The sequence below is a fragment of the Sphingopyxis sp. H073 genome (assembly GCF_001468395.1).
GTDB lineage: Bacteria > Pseudomonadota > Alphaproteobacteria > Sphingomonadales > Sphingomonadaceae > Sphingopyxis.
Genome location: NZ_LNSG01000002.1, coordinates 164,808 through 180,092, shown reverse-complemented (window position 1 = coordinate 180,092; position 15,285 = coordinate 164,808). Strand labels below are relative to the sequence as shown.

Here is a 15,285-nt window from a genome sequence, read left to right as displayed (position 1 = left end):
CGGATCGGTTAACCTTTGCCGGTGTCAGCGTCATCCTGCCCGCGGTCCGCGAAGTCAAGCGCCGCGCTGTTGATGCAATAGCGCAGCCCCTCGGGGCCGGGGCCGTCGGGGAAGACATGGCCGAGGTGGCCTTCGCACTTGGCGCAGCGCACTTCGGTGCGGATCATGCCGTGGCTCATGTCGTGATGCTCGGTCACTGCGGCATCGCCCGCCGGGGCGGTGTAGCTCGGCCAGCCCGAGCCGCTGTCATATTTGGTGCGGCTGTCGAACAGCGGCGCGCCGCACCCGGCGCAGCGATAGACGCCGTCGCCCTTGTGGTCGGTGTATTTGCCCGTGAACGCGCGTTCGGTGCCGCCTTCGCGCAGCACATGGTGCGCCATCGGGTCGAGTGTCTTGTCGGTCATGCGGAAATCTCCTTTCCGGGGTGCGGCGGGCTTGAAGCGCCGCCGCCGGTTGTGCCCAATATCGGGTGTACGCGCGCGCCCCGCAAGGGTCGGCCGGTCAGCCGCCGCGAATTCGCGTCGCCTCCGACACCATTCGCACCAGCGGCGGGAAAAGTGACGCGGCGGTGGTCAGTATCCCGGCGGTGATGGGGCTTTCGCCCGCCCGCCAGACCAGATTCGCCAGCCCCAGCGGCCGCGCCATGCGCTGCGCGAACCGGCGCTGGAAAGCAGGCGCAGCGCCGGCGCCACCGTCACGCCACGCCGCCACGGCCGCGTCGGCGCTCGCCAGCGCGATTCCCATGCCCTCGCCCGCCAGACTGGGGATGACCCCGGCCTGATCGCCGAGCCGGAACAGGCCGGGCGCGGTGTCGGCGGTGCGCCAGCCATAGGGGACATGGCCGATCGCATCGACGCCGCGCGTCCAATCCGCCGCGGCGAGCCGCTCGCCGAGGAAGGGAAACTGGTCGCCGAGCGCGCCGAGCAACGCGACCGGCTCGCCGCCCGCCTCATCGAGTCGCGATTTGTGGACGGCGAGGCAGAGGTTGCCGCTCCCGTCCTCCTGCCGCACCAGCCCGGCATAGCCGCGATCGAAGAGGTGGAGTTCGACGGCATCGCCGACGAGCCGGTCGAGCGCCGGATGCGCGGGTAGCCGCAGCCGCAGCCCCAGCACCGGATCGCCGCGCTGCCATGCGGCGGGCTCGCGCGGAAAGCCGCGAAAGCCATGCTTGCCCGCGGCGAGGAAGATCGCGGGCGCCGCGAGCGTCGCGCCGTCGCGCGTCTGCACGCTGTCACCTTCGATTGTGGACGCATGGATCCCGCGTTCGAGCCCCGCCCCCGCCGCGCCCGCCGCCGCCTGCAACGCGCCGTCGAGCCGCAGGCGCGAAACGCCCATCGCCTCGGCAGGCAGCGCCGTCTCGCTCTTCCGCTGCCCCGCGAACAGCCGGACGCGGCGCACCGCCTGCCCGCCGAGCCGCGCGCGGTCGATCCCGAGCGCCTCGAGCCGCGCCAGCGTCCGCCAGCTCAGAAAGCCACCGCACAGCGCATCGCCCGTTTCGCGCGTGCGCTCGAGCAGCAGCACTCTCGCCCCCGCCCGCGCCAGTCCGATCGCCGCCGCCGACCCCGCGGGCCCGGCGCCGACGACGATTGCATCGTTCATCGGATGCGCTCGACGCAGAGGCGATAGGGAAAGCTGCGAAAGATCCGGCATTCGCCTGCCGTCCCGGGCAGCGCGTCCGCCAGGATCGCCCCCCATTCGGCGCGGCGGAAGCTGCGCCCGACCGACAACTGGCCGTCGCGCCGCACGATCGGATCGGCGAGCGCCAGCACCGCGAGCAGCGGAAAGCCGATGAAGGGCAGGCGCTGGCGGTGGAGGTCGTTGACCAGCCAGCCGCGCGCGCTTTCCTCCTCCATGAAGCGCAGGAAGTCGCGCCGCTGCCCGGCGGTCATATGGTGGGCGACGAGGCTGGAGAGGATGATGTCCCACCCCTGCCCTGCCAGATCGCGGTAATCCCCGGTGATCAGCCGCGCGCGGCCGCCGAGCCGCGCGTCGGCAACGGGCGCGCTCTTCGGATTGAGATCGACCCCGGCGAGCTCCACCGCGACCCCGCGCGCGTCGGCCCAGCGCGCGATCCGCGACAGCATGTCCCCGGCGCCGAAGCCGACATCGAGGATGCGCCAGGGCTTTGTCCCGACCCCGCGCGCGCGGACGCGATCGAGGAAGCCCAGAGTGGGGCGCGGCGCCAGCGTCAGCGCGTTGATGCGCGACAGGTCGGCGAGCACCTTGGCATAGCGCGCGGGCGCCAGCTCGGCGGCGTCCATCTCCTCCTCGCGCGCGATCGGCCTTGCGAGGCTGGCGAACGGGTTCATGCCCCGATTCCGCCAGCGTCGATCCGGCCAGCGTCGAACCGGATCGCCTCGGCAGCGAGGCCGGGGCCGAAGGCGATCGCGATCCCCTGCCCCTCCGCGCCGCGCGCCATCATCTCGGCGAGCACGAACAATATTGTCGCCGACGACATATTGCCGAAGCGCGCGAGCACCGAGCGGCTGTCTGCGAGCGCGTGCGGATCGACGCCCAGCGCATGTTCGACCGCATCGAGCACCGACCGTCCGCCGGCATGGACCGCGAGCAGTTCGGGCGGATCGCCATCGAACAATTGCCCGCGCACGGCGGGCGCGGCGAGCGTTTCGCGGAGGCGGCCGGGGACTTCGCCCGACAAATGCATTTCGAAGCCGCGGTCGCCGATGTCCCAGCGGATGAGGTCGGCGCTGTCATCGAGCGCGAGGCTGACCCCCGCGCCAAGCGCGAGTCCCCGCGTATCGGCCGACACGATTCCCGCTGCGGCGCCGTCGCTGAACTGGAGCATCGCGAGCAAGGGCTCGGGCGCTTCGGCAAGGCTGAGATGGAGCGTCGACAGCTCGACGCTGACCACCAGCACCACCGCGCCGGGTTCCGATCGCACGATATGGCGCGCACTCCGCAGCGCGGTGACCCCGGCATAGCAGCCCATGAAGCCGATCAGCACGCGCTCGACCGTCGGCGGCAGGCCGAGGCGGCGGGCGAGGATCTGGTCGATCCCCGGCGCGACGAAGCCGGTGCAACTCGCAACGACGATATGCGTGATCCGCTTGGGGTCGAAGGCATCGCCGAGCTTCGCGATCGCCTGCAACGCCAGCTCGGGCGCGTGCGCGGCATAGGCGGTCATGCGCGCCGAGGTCGGGGGCAGGCCGGGCACGTCATAAAAGCCGCCCGGTGCGACCGGCGACCCGCCATCCGCGGTCGGCGGCAGCACCGACCAGCGATGCGCGATCCCCGACCGTGCCGCCATGCGCGCGAACAGCGCGCGCACGCGCTCGTCGGTCAGGCGCGGGGTCGCCCAGTCGATGAAAGCCTGGTGGATATCGTGGGTCGGCACCGCCGTCGCGAGCGCGTTGAGGCGGGGGAGGGGGGGGAGCTGGGGGCTGCTCATGGCGCTGGTTAGACCGAATTGAAAGGCACCGCCAGCGGTTAGCGCGCGGGCGGCTTTACCGCAGATTAACCACGAGTGCCTTATGTCGGAGGGCGTGGAACTGCGCCTATTTCTCGGTCTTGCGCTGCTCGCCGCCACGCCCTCGGGGGCGTCGGCGCAATGCCTGCTGTGCGGCGCGAGCGAAAGCGCGAAGGCGTCGGCGAGTCGGAGCGGTCAGACGCCGCTGCACGTTGAGGTCGAAACCCAGCTCGACATGGGCCGCATCGCGGCGGGAAGCGGCGGCGGCGAGGTCGCGATCGACCCGGTCACCGGCGTTCGGCGGGTCAGCGGCGACGTCCGCGACCTCGGCGGCTTCGCGCTGACCGGGGTGGTTACCGTGCGCGGCGAGCCCGGCGCGGAGGTGCGCGTTTTCCTGCCCGCGACGGTCGACCTCGAAAGCGGGACCGGCGCGACCGCGCGGGTCGTCGGCCTCGCCACCGATCTTGGCGCTGCGCCGCGGCTCGGCATCGACGGGCGGTTGCAGTTCCGCTTCGGCGGCCGGTTGCAGGTGACGGGCTCCGCCGACGGCGACTATCGCGGGCGCATCCCGGTGACGGTCGAGTATCAGTAAGCGGTGGCCGGCTTTTCGGCCCGCTTCTCGGCAAGGTCCAGCCGCCGTTCGACCAGCACCGCGATCCGCTGGCGCATCACGCGCGCCACGCACGCATCGTCGGGGCAGGCGTCGCGCACCGACACGCGCCACGCGCTCTGTTCGGCGGTGAGCAACGCGCGCCGGTTGATCGCGATCTGGTTCAGCGCGCGATAGGCTTCGGCCATTTCGCGGTCGAGCGCCGCCAGCTCATCGCTCGCGCAGATCCGCCGCTCGCTGTTGGTGATCGCCCGGTTGCAGTTGAAGGTCGGCGGGATGCGCGAACGCACCGGGGCCGAGGCGTCGGCTGCTGGCGGCGTTGCAGGCGTGGCGGCATATTGCGACGGCGCTGCGACCGGCGATGAAACGGGCGTATCGCCCGTGCCGGGCGCGGGGGTCGCTGCGGCGGGGGGCGATGGTGTCGCGGCCGGTGCTTCGGTCGAGTCCGCCACCTCGGTTTTGGGCGCCTCGCCGCCGCGCAGAAACAGCATCGCGGCGAGCACCGCGACCGCGACGCCCAGCCCCGCCATCACCAGCGTGCGCACCGACACGCTCGCGGGCGCGGGCGGCGGCGTCTCGGCGGCCTGCGACAGGATGGCCGCGTGCAGATTGTCGGCTGCTACCGCCGAAGCGCGCCCGGGAATTACCGGCGCGCCCTCCCTGACCGGCGGGACACCGGCGAGCTGCTGCGCCTTGACCGCGATCCGCGCGATCGAATCGTCGCGCTTTTCCAGCCAGTCGATCCACTGCGCGCTGGCAAGGTGATAGGCGAGGTCGTCGGGGACGATTTCTTCGAGCCGCAACGGGATGATGGCCTTATGCGCGCTGTCGGCCAGGATCAGCTCGCGCTTCACATGCGGGCTCTTGTCCGATTGGCTGCAGAACAGCAGCAGCACGCCCGACGAATCGCGGATCGCCTTCATGATCGCAGTATCGAACGCCTCGCCGGGGCCGACGTCGCGCGGTGCGATCCAGCATTCGACGCCGTGGCGCGAAAGCGCGCGTTCGACGTGCAGCGCGACTTCATATTTGCTCGAATGATGGCTGACGAACAGCTGTGGACGCTTCGCTTCTTCCATGGCCGCCCCCCTCGCGGTTCACCCGTCATTGCGAGCGTAGCGAAGCAATCCAGGGCGGTCTACGCAACTCTCGATTGCTTCGCTACGCTCGCAATGACGAACAATGGGAACGGGATCGCTCCCGTCCGACGTCTCAAGCCACGCGATGCTCGCCCTTCACCCAGCGCACCGTGCCCGACGAGGCGCGCATCACGACGGTCTCGGTGGTCAGGATGCCGCCGCGGCGATGCTTGACCCCCGACAGCAAGGATCCGTCGGTGACGCCGGTCGCGGCGAAGATCACGTCGCCCTTGGCCAGATCCTCGAGGTCATAGACGCGGTCGAGATCCTCGATGCCCCATTTCTTCGCGCGCAGCCGCTCGTCATCGTTGCGGAACAGCAGGCGGCCCTTGAACTGGCCGCCGACGCAGCGCAGCGCCGCCGATGCCAGCACGCCTTCGGGCGCTCCGCCCGATCCCATATAGATGTCGATGTTGGTTTCGGGGTTCGTCGTCGCAATCACCCCGGCGACGTCGCCGTCGGGGATCAGCGCGACGCCGCATCCGATGCGGCGCAGCTCGGCGATGATCGCCTCGTGGCGCGGGCGGTCGAGGACGCAGACGATGATGTCGGCGGGGGCGCAGCCCTTTTCGCGCGCGACCGCCTCGACATTCTCGCGCACGCTGTTGTCGAAATTGACGATGTTTGGCGAATAGCCGGGGCCGACCGCGAGCTTGTCCATATAGACGTCGGGGGCGTTGAGCAGGCAGCCCTCCTCGGCGATCGCGAGCACCGCCAGCGCGTTCGGGCCGGCCTTGGCGGTGATCGTCGTGCCTTCCAGCGGGTCGACCGCGATATCGATCTTCGGACCCTTGCCCGGGGCACTACCGACCTTCTCGCCGATATAGAGCATCGGCGCCTCATCGCGTTCGCCCTCGCCGATCACGATGGTCCCGTCCATATAGAGCGTATTGAACGCGTTGCGCATCGCCTCGACGGCGGCGGCATCGGCGGCCTTTTCGTCGCCGCGTCCGATCAGCTTCGCGGCGGCGATCGCCGCGGCTTCGGTGACGCGCACCATTTCGAGCACGAGCACCCGGTCGAGGTTGCTGCCGCCGCTGTTCGTCATCGCCTTCACTCTCCGTCTTTACTTGTCCCGCCCCTTCGGCATGGTGCGCGCCATATGGTTGCCCGCGCCGCTTGTCGAGGATGCTTCGCCCGATTCGGTGCCGCTTTTGCGCCATTCTGCGTCATCGCGATGACGGTATCTCCCGTTTCGGCGCAATTGATCGGCCCGCCGGCCCCGAAGCCCGCAAGGTCCGCCGACGATGCTGCGGTCGAAAAGAGCCGCGAGCTGACCGACCCGGTCAAGCGCTGCAAGCCCGCCGACGACGGGACGATCACGGTATGCGGCAGCGACACCGAGCGCCATCGCCTGTCGCCCGAACTGCGCGCGATCGCCGGGGTGGGCAAGTCGACGAAGACGGCGATACCCGACGCGCCCTACATCAATCCGACGATCTGGGACCAACTGCCCTATAACTGGATGCCGATCGCCGGCGGCGCCAAACCGGGGCCGGAATATAATGCGCTCTACGAGATGGCGAAGCGCGCGACCGACCCCGATGCGGGCGTGCCCCCGCCCGAGGAACCCGAGAACTAGAGCGCGAGGATCGGCATATGCATCGGCGTGCCGATGACATGGTCCGACGCCGCGAGGATCTTCAGCGCGGCGTGGATCGCGCTTGCCGGTCCCTCGTGCGTGACGATCGCGATCACGACGCCGTCGTCGTCGTCGGTGCCGCGCTGGATGAAGCTTTCGATCGACACGCCCGCATCGCGCATCGCGGTCGCGATCTCGGCGAGGACGCCGATCCGGTCCTCGACGATCAGGCGGACATAATGTTTGCCGACGCGCGCGCCGGCATCGGCGACGGGCGCGGCGTCGAGCGCGTCGACGGGCATGGCGAAGGCCGGGCCATATTCGTCGCGCGCGATATCGATGATGTCGGCGACGATCGCCGACGCGGTCGGCCCCGCGCCCGCGCCCGCGCCCTCGAAGAACAGGCGGCCGACAAAATTGCCCTCGGCGACCACCGCGTTCAGCGCGCCGGGGACATAGGCGAGCGGATGGTCGGCGGGGACGAGGCACGGCTGAACATGCTGGTAAAGGCCGCCCCCATTCGCTCCGCCGTCGCGTTCGGCCATGCCGATCAGGCGGACGCGGTGGCCCAGCGCCTCGGCCTCGCGAATGTCGGCGGCGATCAGATTGCGGATGCCGCTTGCGGTGACCGCGCCGATATCGAGCTTCGTCCCGAAGCAGAGCGCGGCGAGGATCGACAGCTTGTGCGCGGCGTCGATCCCGTCGACGTCGAAGGTCGGGTCGGCTTCGGCATAGCCCTCGGCCTGCGCGCCCGCGAGCGCCTCGGCGAAGCTCGCGCCGCTGCGCTCCATTTGCGTGAGGATATAATTGCAGGTGCCGTTGAGGATGCCATAGACGCGCGCGATCTGGTTCGCCGACGCGCCCTCGCGGATCGCCTTGATCACGGGAATCCCGCCCGCGACCGCAGCCTCATATTTCAGCGGCGTGTCCTTCGCTTCGGCGAGCCGCGCGAGGTCGAGCCCGTGATGCGCGATCATCGCCTTGTTCGCGGTGACGAGCGCCTTGCCCGCGCCAAGCGCGTGCCGCGCGATCGTCAGCGCCGGGCCGTCGCCGCCGCCGATCATCTCGACGACGACATCGACGTCGTCCGCCGCGACGAGCGCGTCCATATCGTCTTCCCAGCGATAGCGCGACAGGTCGACGCCGCGATCCTTGTGCCGGTCGCGCGCCGACACCGCGACGATTTCGACCGGCCGGCCGGCGCGGCGCGCGATGAGCTCGCGATTCGCCTCGAGCAGCTTGACGACGCCGCCGCCGACGACGCCGATTCCCGCCAGCGCGACGCGCAAGGGCGGACGGGGCACGGCAGGGGCGGGGGACGGCGACATTCGGGCACTCCTCTACAGGTGGCGTGCGCGATGGCCCGCCCTCGCGAGCGCCCTATCGGCTTTTCGGCCGGACACAAGCCCGACGCGGCTTCGGTAAGCGGAAGGAAAAGTTCAGCTTCCCGTCAGCGGCGCGCGCGTTCGCGTGCATTCGCCGAGGGCGCCGAGTACCACGGCATAGTCCGACGCCGCCTTCTTGCGATCCTCGGGGGCTGTTCCGGCAAGCTTTGCGAGCGGCAGCTGGCGTGGCAGGCCGCAGGCAAGGCGGTACCAGGCCAGCGTGTCGCGCGGCGGCACCGCCGCCGATCCGTCGACGATCTCGCCGAACGCCGCCGCCCAACGCCGCGAGCCATCGGCGGCGGTCAGGATCGTCAGCGATACCGGCTCGCCGGTCTTCGTATCGAGGAACAGCTGCGTCTCGCCCTCGCCGGGCAGGGTGCCGGGGACGTGGAAGCCGTTGGCAATGCCGGTGATCGCGGGCGGCGCGCCGGGCTTGACCGCCTCGGTCAGAATCGCCCGCAGCGTCGCCTCGGTCGCCGCGTCCCAGGGAAGTTGCGCGTCGGGGGCGACCAGCCGGATGCTTCCGGTATCGCGTGTCCCCGGCGCACTGCCCGCGACCGGACGCGCGAAGATCAGCACCGGCTGCTTCTTCTTGAGCTTCGGTGCCTTGCCCTTCGCGTCGAGCGGCAGGTCGACCAGATAGTTCACCCGTGCCGCGAGCGGCCCCGATCCGCGAATCAGGCTGATCACGTCGGCCTCGACATAAAGTCGCGCCCGACCGGCTTTCAGGCCGGGCGCCTGCTCGGGCTTCAGCACCGCGGTCTTGTAGATTCGCCCGTGGATCGCGATCGGCGCGATCGTCGCCAGATCGGCAATGTCGGCATAGCTATAGGGGGAGGGAGTTGCCACCGGTGTCGGAGCCTGCATCGCCGAAGCGCTGTAAAAACAGCTACTTGCGGCCAGAATACCCAGGGCCAGAGCCGGCAGACGCGCGCGCATGATCGAACCACCTTCTATAGTAACAAGCGCCGGAGCGGCGCCAAATACCCTTTATGGGGAAGCGGACATTAACCGCTGATAAAGGGTTTGCGAATGTGCCGCCACCGCGATAGGACGTGCGGCGAAGTGTCCGGCAAGAGCATAATAAGCCGGCTGCTACGCCGCCGGGTCTGTGGAACGCATCGGAAATCATCCGGGCATTTGGCAACCGAACCCGTCGGTGGGGATTTTGGTGTCAGGATGATCTAGCAAGGAGCGTCGTCCCTGAATGGCTTATGGTGATAATGTCGACCCTAAAAACAGGGTAGTGGCAATTGTCTTGGTGGGTTTGCTGACGGCGGTGCTGGGCTATGGCCTGGTCAACGGTCTGAACATCAGCATCGTCAAGAAGCTTGCCGAGAAACTGGACGTCGTGGACGTCGAGGAACCGCCGCCGCCGGAGGAACCCCCTCCGCCGCCGCCGCCGGACAACAAGCTGCCGCCGCCGCCGCCGGTGGTGACGCCCCCGTCGCCGATCCCGCCGCCGGTGACCTCGAACACGATCCAGTCGGTTCCCGAGGCACCGCCGCGTCCGCCGCTTCCGATTCCGCCCATCGCGGCGCCGCCGGCCCCGCCGCCGTCGCCCGACCTCAGCGCTCCCGGCCGGCCGAAGGGCAACCCGGCGCGCTGGGCGACCAACGACGACTATCCGGCCCGCGCGATGCGCGAGGAACGCGAAGGCACGACGGGTTTCCGCGTCAGCTATGACGCGAGCGGCAAGCCCACGGGTTGCGACATCACGTCGTCGAGCGGCCATGCCGATCTCGATGCGGAAACCTGCAAGCTGGTGATGCGCCGCGCGCGCTTCGATCCCGCGAAGGATCGCGCCGGCAACCCTTCGGGGGGCAGCTTTTCGAGCCGTATCAAATGGGTGATTCCGAAGTGATCCCGATCAGGATCGCTTGACCGAACGCCTTGGAAATTTTGATCTTTATCGTATTTTGAGAGGGAATATCCGAAATGTTTAACCTGATTGCAAATGCCGCCGCCGCGGCACCGGCAGCCGCCCACGACGCCGGCTTCAGCCTGATGCCCGCGTCGATGTGCGTGAAGGAAGAAGGCACCAACCCCTACGGCCTCGTCCCCGCGCTCTGCGAAGGCGGCATCGTGTCGCAGGTCACCTTCCTTGTCCTGCTGATCATGTTCGTCGGCACGCTCTACATCCTGTTCACCAAGCTGTTCGAACAGAATAAGGTGATCAACCAGGGCAAGGCGGTCGACGCGAACTTCTGGCGCGCCCCGACGCTCGCCGACGGTGCGGCAAAGCTCGAAAAGAACAGCGCCTATCGCCAGGTCGTCGAAGACGGTCTGCGCGCCAACGAAGAACACAACAAGCTGACCGACCCCGTCGAAGCCCACGACTGGATGCACGGCACGCTCGAACGTTCGCAGAACCACATCAACTCGAAGCTCAACGGCGGCCTCGCCTTCCTCGCGACCGTCGGTTCGACCGCGCCGTTCGTCGGCCTGTTCGGTACCGTTATCGGTATTCTTCGCGCGCTGGTTAAGATCGGTGCGTCGGGTCAGGCGTCGATCGACACCGTTGCCGGTCCGGTCGGTGAAGCGCTCATCATGACCGCCATCGGTCTGATCGTGGCGGTTCCCGCGGTGCTCGCATTCAACTGGCTGCAGAGCCGCAACAAGGCGATCGCCCGCCGTCTGTCGACCTTCTCGAACGACGTTCTCGGCTCGATCATGTCGGGCGGCCAGGTGAAGCCGGCGACGATCGCTCCGGCGAAGGCTGCCGCTCCGGCCGCGGCGCCGAAGAAGGCCTAAAGGTCTGCGGAGCCCGGGGGTGTCGCGCGAAGGCGATACACGGGGGCCGCACTGGACGGGGCGGGGCGCGATAGGTGCGCCGTCCCGGTCCATGACAGTAATTTTGTGACAGGATGCTAATCCTATGGCGATGAGTTCAGGCGCAAAGGGCGAAGATGCCCCGATGTCCGACATCAACACGACGCCACTCGTGGACATCATGCTTGTGTTGCTCATCATCTTCCTCATCACGGTTCCCGTGGTTTTGGAGACGGTGAACCTCAAGCTGCCCGACGTGGTTTTCGAGCCGACGACGACGAAGCCCGAAAACGTGCTTCTCTCGGTCCGCTCTGCCGATACCGATGGCGACGGCGAACCCAATGCCGACAGCTCGGCTTGCGAAGTCTATTGGGGCCAGACCCCGGTCGATTCGCGCGAATTGCTCGACCGGGGCCAGAAGAAGCTCGAACAGCTTCTCGAGGATATCGGCGGTCCGCAGAATATCACCGAAGAAAACTTCCCCGAAGTGCACATCCGCGGCGACATCAACACGCCGTACCAGTGCATCGGCGGCGTGATCTACACGATGCAATATGCCGGCTTCCAGAAGATCGGGTTCATTTCCGAACCGGCTCCTGGTTCGGGCACGCTGGGCCGTCTCTGAGGCGGTCCGGTCAGTTATGAAGGAATAGACCTATGTCTATGGCTGTTGGGGATCGGGACGACAACGAACCGATGATGGAAATGAACACGACGCCGCTGATCGACGTCATGCTCGTGCTCCTCATCATGTTCATCATCACCATCCCGGTGCAGACGCACGCGGTGAAGATCGACCTGCCGGTTCCGACCGACGCGAAGAACAACGTCGACCCGGAAAAGAACAAGATCACGATCGACCCCGCGGGGACGATCGCGTGGAACGGCACGCCGGTCGATCTGGCGCAGCTCTCGCAGTTTCTGGAACAGACCAAGGCGCTGCCGGTCGAACCCGAACTGCAGGTGCAGCCCGACCCCTATGCGCGCTATATCGTCGTCGACCGCGTGATGGCCGTCGTCAAGCGCAGCGGCGTCGGCAAGCTCGGCTTCGTCGGCAACGAACAATATGCACGCGTCTTCTGATCGCTGATCGGAAGCGCGTACAGGCGAAGGGCCGCGGAGCGATCCGCGGCCCTTTCTCTTTGCGGCCGATCTGGCTTCAATGACCGGTTGCGACCGGAAGTCGGCGTTCGCTCCTCCCTGTGGCGCAGCCATGGGGAGGTGGCAGCGCGAAGCGCTGACGGAGGGGCAAATGGCGCGACGTTGCCGCCCCTCCACCACCGCCTACGGCGGCGGTCCCCCTCCCCATCGCTACGCGACAGGGAGGATGGTTCCCGCTTCGTCATCCCGGACTTGATCCGGGATCCATCGCGGCGTCGAAGTCATGGACCCCGGATCAAGTCCGGGATGACGAGTGTCGGGAATCCACCCCAAAGCCGCCATCGGCTTCAGATAGGACCTTTCCTACATCATCCCGCTGTGCCAGCCTTCATCTGGCTCTTCCATCCGGTGATAAAAGACGGTCTCGGCTTGGCTTGCGGGCGCGGCGCGTCCGGCAATCCGCCCGCCCCAAAACGAAGGGCGCAATAGGCTGAACTTTCCTGAACTTTGAAATCCAGGGCGCGATGACAGGGAAGCCATCGCCGCTCCCCGCCCCGAACCAGCCCCTGCCATCAGTCGTCCTTGCCAGCTTCGCGAAACCGCAAACGGCCATCGATCTCGACGAAAAACGACGTCTCGCCTTTTCGCTTCAGATCGTGAAGCGCCTGCCGCCGGCACCCGGGGTCGTGGCTGATTCGCCAAGCAATCGGGCGCCGCATCTCCGCGTCGGCGAAAACCGGCTCGGGCGCTTCGTCGATCCCGACGCCGAATTTCGCGCGCGTCCGCTTCACCAGCGCGACGAATTCGGAATTGGCGAAAGTCATCGGTGCCTCTCCCGGCAAGAGCCACCGGGCAAAGCGGCCCGCTTCCAAGGAGATCGCCGGCTGGCGTGGGCCGGCCCTTCGCCCATATCGCACTTGGCAGCGCGACGAGTCGAGGGCATCATCGCGGTGGATCGAAATCGCCGCCGACGGCGTTATGATCGTCAAGCAACCGGAGAAGAGAGATGACCCAGCCCGCCGACCGCCGCCCGAAACTCGCCGCCGCGCTGCTGGGGGCCGCGACGCTGGCGCTGGCCGGATGTGCCGGGATGGGGGGCAAGCCGACGCAGACGCTGCCGCCCGCCGACGCCTCGGCGCCGCTGTTCGACGCGGCAGGCGCCGATCGCGGCCGCGCCGATTTCTACAAGGATAGCGACGGGCTGCGTATCGAACTCGTCGCGCGCGGCTTTGCGCCCGGCACCTATGGCATGCACGTCCACGCCGTCGGCCGCTGCGACGGCCCCGATTTCGCGAGCGCGGGACCGCACTGGAACCCGACCGGCGCGCAGCACGGGCGCGACAACCCGATGGGAGCGCATCACGGCGACCTGCCGAATCTTGTGGTCGAAAGCGGCGAGATCGGCCGCGCGACGCTGAAGATCGTCGGCACCCGGCTAACGGGCGAGGGCGGGCTGCTCGACGCCGACGGCGCGGCGTTCGTCATCCATGCCAAGCCCGACGATCTCAAGACCGACCCCAGCGGCAACAGCGGCGCGCGCGTCGCGTGCGGGGTGATCGCGCTCGGGTCGGCGAAATAATCGCCCGTCAGGCGGCCGCGGCCGCCGCGCGCTCGGCGATCGTCGCCTCGGCGCGCGGCACCGCGCGATAGGCGTAGACGAGGAGGCCGAGCGCGACCGGCGCGACCGCGATCAGCGACAGGATTCCCGTGCGCAGGTCGCTGACCGGCTTGCCGTCGACGATCGTCCCCGCGAGGTCGGAAATCTGACCGACCATATAGGGACCGAAGGACAGGCCGACGAGCGTGGTGCCGAGGAAGAAGGCGGCGGTCGCGGTGCCGCGCATCCGCGGCAGAACCAGATCCTGCGTCGTCGCTGCCGCTGCGCCGAGCGCGGTCGCGCCGAACATGCCCGCGAGGAAGTTCATCGCATAGAAAAGCGTCGAATTTTCGGTCGTGTAGCCGACCCAGATCGGGATGATCGGGGCGACGACACCGAAGATGATCATCAGGATGCGGCCTGCGGGATTCCGTTCGCGCAGCGCATCCGCGATCCGTCCGCCGACGATCACGCCGATGAAGCCGCTGAGTGCACCGTTGGCGCCGAGGATGAGGGCCAGTTCCTGCTTCGGCAGGCCCAGCACGGTTTCGGCATAGGGCGCCGACCAGAAGCCGAGCGCATAGGCGGCGAGGCTGACAAGGCCGTATCCCAGCGTCGTGCAGATGAAGGCAGGGGTGCCCCAGATCAGCCGGAACGTGGCGGGGTCGTGCGCCCGGAGGGTGCAGGCCCAGGAGAAGACCGCATAATAGCCGAGCGCGACCGCCGACCATTGCGGGAAATTGCCGGTCAGTGCGATCATCCACCAGGCGAAGGCCGACACCGCCGCTGCAAAGCCGATGTTGACCCCCAGCGCCGCGGGTCCGCGCTTCCAAGCGCCATAGAGCGTCAGCGGCGGGACGATCATCGACAGATCCTTGCCGAACGCGCGGAAAGGGGTCGCCGAACTCGGGCTTGCGACTCCGTCCATCGCTCCGCGGACGGGTTCGCGCAGCGTTGCAACCCAGAGGGCGACGATCAGCCCGGGAATGCCGACTGCTAGGAACGCCGCCTGCCAGCCGACGAGCCCCATCGGGCCGCCTGCCGGATAGGCGCGGTTCCACGCCTCGACGATCGCCGCGCCGATGAACAGCGACACGCCGCCGCCAAGGTAGAGCCCCGACGAATAGATGGCGAGGGCGGTCGCCTTCTGCCGCTTCGGGAAATAGTCGGAGATCAGCGAGTAAGCGGTCGGGCTCGCGGTCGCCTCGCCGACGCCGACGCCCATGCGCGCGAAGGTAAGCGTCACCTTGTTGTACGCGAAGCCCGACAGCGCGGTCATCGTCGACCACAGAGTCAGGCCGATCGAGAGCAGCTTCACGCGGCTCCAATTGTCCGCGAGCCGGCCGAGCGGAATACCGAACAGCGCATAGAAGACCGCGAACGCAGCGCCGCCGAGGAAGCCGAGGTCCGAATCCTTGAGCCCGAGGTCGGCCTTGATATCGACCGCAAGGATGCTCAGGATCTGCCGGTCGATGAAATTGAGGATATAGACGACGACCAGCACGAACAGCACGTACCAACTATAGCCGCTGGCCTGCGGCCCGGCGGGCGGCGCCCCGACCGTCTCGTTCACGCTCGCGCTATCGGCCATCTGGCAACCCTCTCCCTGACCCATTATCCTTATGTCGCGGTGGTCGCACGAGCCGCCGCCCGGCGCAAGTTGAAAGTCGGT

Annotated in this window: 17 protein-coding genes; 7 read left to right on the top strand and 10 right to left on the bottom strand. The window is 68.1% G+C overall.

Translation table 11 applies throughout. The features are described from left to right. Positions 1 to 8: 8 nt before the first annotated feature. From msrB to ATE64_RS03755, 4 genes are all read right to left on the bottom strand, one after another. A complete protein-coding gene (gene msrB, locus ATE64_RS03770; RefSeq protein ID WP_058457514.1) occupies positions 9 to 404 on the bottom strand; it encodes a peptide-methionine (R)-S-oxide reductase MsrB in 396 nt (131 codons plus the stop codon). 97 nt (positions 405 to 501) lie between these two features. After that, positions 502 to 1,599 (bottom strand): FAD-dependent monooxygenase, encoded by a 1,098-nt coding sequence (locus tag ATE64_RS03765; RefSeq protein ID WP_058800146.1) that lies wholly within the window; start codon positions 1,597 to 1,599, stop codon positions 502 to 504. Continuing rightward, positions 1,596 to 2,309: a methyltransferase domain-containing protein gene (locus ATE64_RS03760; protein ID WP_058457709.1), complete on the bottom strand. Its 714-nt coding sequence runs from the start codon at positions 2,307 to 2,309 to the stop codon at positions 1,596 to 1,598. Before ATE64_RS03760 ends, ATE64_RS03765 begins: the two co-directional genes overlap by 4 nt. After that, positions 2,306 to 3,409 (bottom strand): type III polyketide synthase, encoded by a 1,104-nt coding sequence (locus ATE64_RS03755; RefSeq protein ID WP_058800145.1) that lies wholly within the window; start codon positions 3,407 to 3,409, stop codon positions 2,306 to 2,308. The genes ATE64_RS03760 and ATE64_RS03755 overlap by 4 nt, the downstream gene beginning before the upstream one ends. A gap of 82 nt (positions 3,410 to 3,491) precedes the next feature. Between ATE64_RS03755 and ATE64_RS03750 the strand changes: the two genes are divergently transcribed. Beyond that, the gene (locus ATE64_RS03750; protein ID WP_156416465.1) at positions 3,492 to 4,019 is read left to right on the top strand and encodes a DUF4402 domain-containing protein; all 528 of its coding nucleotides are present in this window, start codon (positions 3,492 to 3,494) and stop codon (positions 4,017 to 4,019) included. Here the strand turns inward: ATE64_RS03750 and ATE64_RS03745 are convergent. Together ATE64_RS03745 and glpX are read right to left on the bottom strand one after the other, a co-directional pair. Further along, complete coding sequence (locus ATE64_RS03745) at positions 4,013 to 5,116, bottom strand: TIR domain-containing protein (protein WP_058455918.1); 1,104 nt, start codon at positions 5,114 to 5,116, stop codon at positions 4,013 to 4,015. The two genes, ATE64_RS03750 and ATE64_RS03745, sit on opposite strands and share 7 nt — an antisense overlap. Positions 5,117 to 5,249: 133 nt before the next feature. Next, on the bottom strand, positions 5,250 to 6,224 hold the full coding sequence (gene glpX, locus ATE64_RS03740; protein ID WP_058456031.1) for a class II fructose-bisphosphatase: 975 nt from the start codon (positions 6,222 to 6,224) through the stop codon (positions 5,250 to 5,252). Between the two features lie 129 nt (positions 6,225 to 6,353). Here glpX and ATE64_RS03735 point away from each other — a divergent pair, with 129 nt between their 5' ends. Continuing rightward, positions 6,354 to 6,758 carry a hypothetical protein gene (locus ATE64_RS03735; RefSeq protein WP_231729026.1) on the top strand — a complete coding sequence of 135 codons (405 nt, stop codon included), beginning with the start codon at positions 6,354 to 6,356 and terminating at the stop codon, positions 6,756 to 6,758. Here the strand turns inward: ATE64_RS03735 and ATE64_RS03730 are convergent. Beyond that, positions 6,755 to 8,086 carry a homoserine dehydrogenase gene (locus ATE64_RS03730; protein ID WP_058455920.1) on the bottom strand — a complete coding sequence of 444 codons (1,332 nt, stop codon included), beginning with the start codon at positions 8,084 to 8,086 and terminating at the stop codon, positions 6,755 to 6,757. The genes ATE64_RS03735 and ATE64_RS03730 overlap by 4 nt on opposite strands. A gap of 111 nt (positions 8,087 to 8,197) precedes the next feature. Further along, positions 8,198 to 8,992, bottom strand: a complete 795-nt coding sequence (locus ATE64_RS03725; protein WP_231729025.1) for a hypothetical protein — start codon at positions 8,990 to 8,992, stop codon at positions 8,198 to 8,200. 358 nt (positions 8,993 to 9,350) lie between these two features. Here ATE64_RS03725 and ATE64_RS03720 point away from each other — a divergent pair, with 358 nt between their 5' ends. The 4 genes from ATE64_RS03720 to ATE64_RS03705 all read left to right on the top strand — a co-directional run bounded on the left by ATE64_RS03720 (position 9,351) and on the right by ATE64_RS03705 (position 11,998). Further along, a complete protein-coding gene (locus ATE64_RS03720) occupies positions 9,351 to 10,007 on the top strand; it encodes an energy transducer TonB (RefSeq protein WP_058455922.1) in 657 nt (218 codons plus the stop codon). Positions 10,008 to 10,081: 74 nt separating this feature from the next. Next, positions 10,082 to 10,897, top strand: a complete 816-nt coding sequence (locus ATE64_RS03715; RefSeq protein ID WP_197410132.1) for a MotA/TolQ/ExbB proton channel family protein — start codon at positions 10,082 to 10,084, stop codon at positions 10,895 to 10,897. A 124-nt stretch (positions 10,898 to 11,021) separates the two neighbouring features. After that, complete coding sequence (locus tag ATE64_RS03710; protein WP_058455923.1) at positions 11,022 to 11,540, top strand: biopolymer transporter ExbD; 519 nt, start codon at positions 11,022 to 11,024, stop codon at positions 11,538 to 11,540. 32 nt (positions 11,541 to 11,572) lie between these two features. Further along, positions 11,573 to 11,998, top strand: coding sequence for a biopolymer transporter ExbD (locus tag ATE64_RS03705; protein WP_058455924.1), 426 nt, complete (start codon positions 11,573 to 11,575; stop codon positions 11,996 to 11,998). 590 nt (positions 11,999 to 12,588) lie between these two features. On the opposite strand, the gene ATE64_RS03700 is transcribed toward ATE64_RS03705, so the two are convergent. Further along, positions 12,589 to 12,840: a hypothetical protein gene (locus ATE64_RS03700; RefSeq protein WP_058455925.1), complete on the bottom strand. Its 252-nt coding sequence runs from the start codon at positions 12,838 to 12,840 to the stop codon at positions 12,589 to 12,591. A 182-nt stretch (positions 12,841 to 13,022) separates the two neighbouring features. Between ATE64_RS03700 and ATE64_RS03695 the strand changes: the two genes are divergently transcribed. After that, positions 13,023 to 13,595, top strand: a complete 573-nt coding sequence (locus ATE64_RS03695) for a superoxide dismutase family protein (protein ID WP_058455926.1) — start codon at positions 13,023 to 13,025, stop codon at positions 13,593 to 13,595. Between the two features lie 7 nt (positions 13,596 to 13,602). Here the strand turns inward: ATE64_RS03695 and ATE64_RS03690 are convergent, their stop codons facing one another. Continuing rightward, positions 13,603 to 15,204 (bottom strand): MFS transporter, encoded by a 1,602-nt coding sequence (locus ATE64_RS03690; protein ID WP_082657705.1) that lies wholly within the window; start codon positions 15,202 to 15,204, stop codon positions 13,603 to 13,605. Between the last annotated feature and the right edge of the window lie 81 nt (positions 15,205 to 15,285).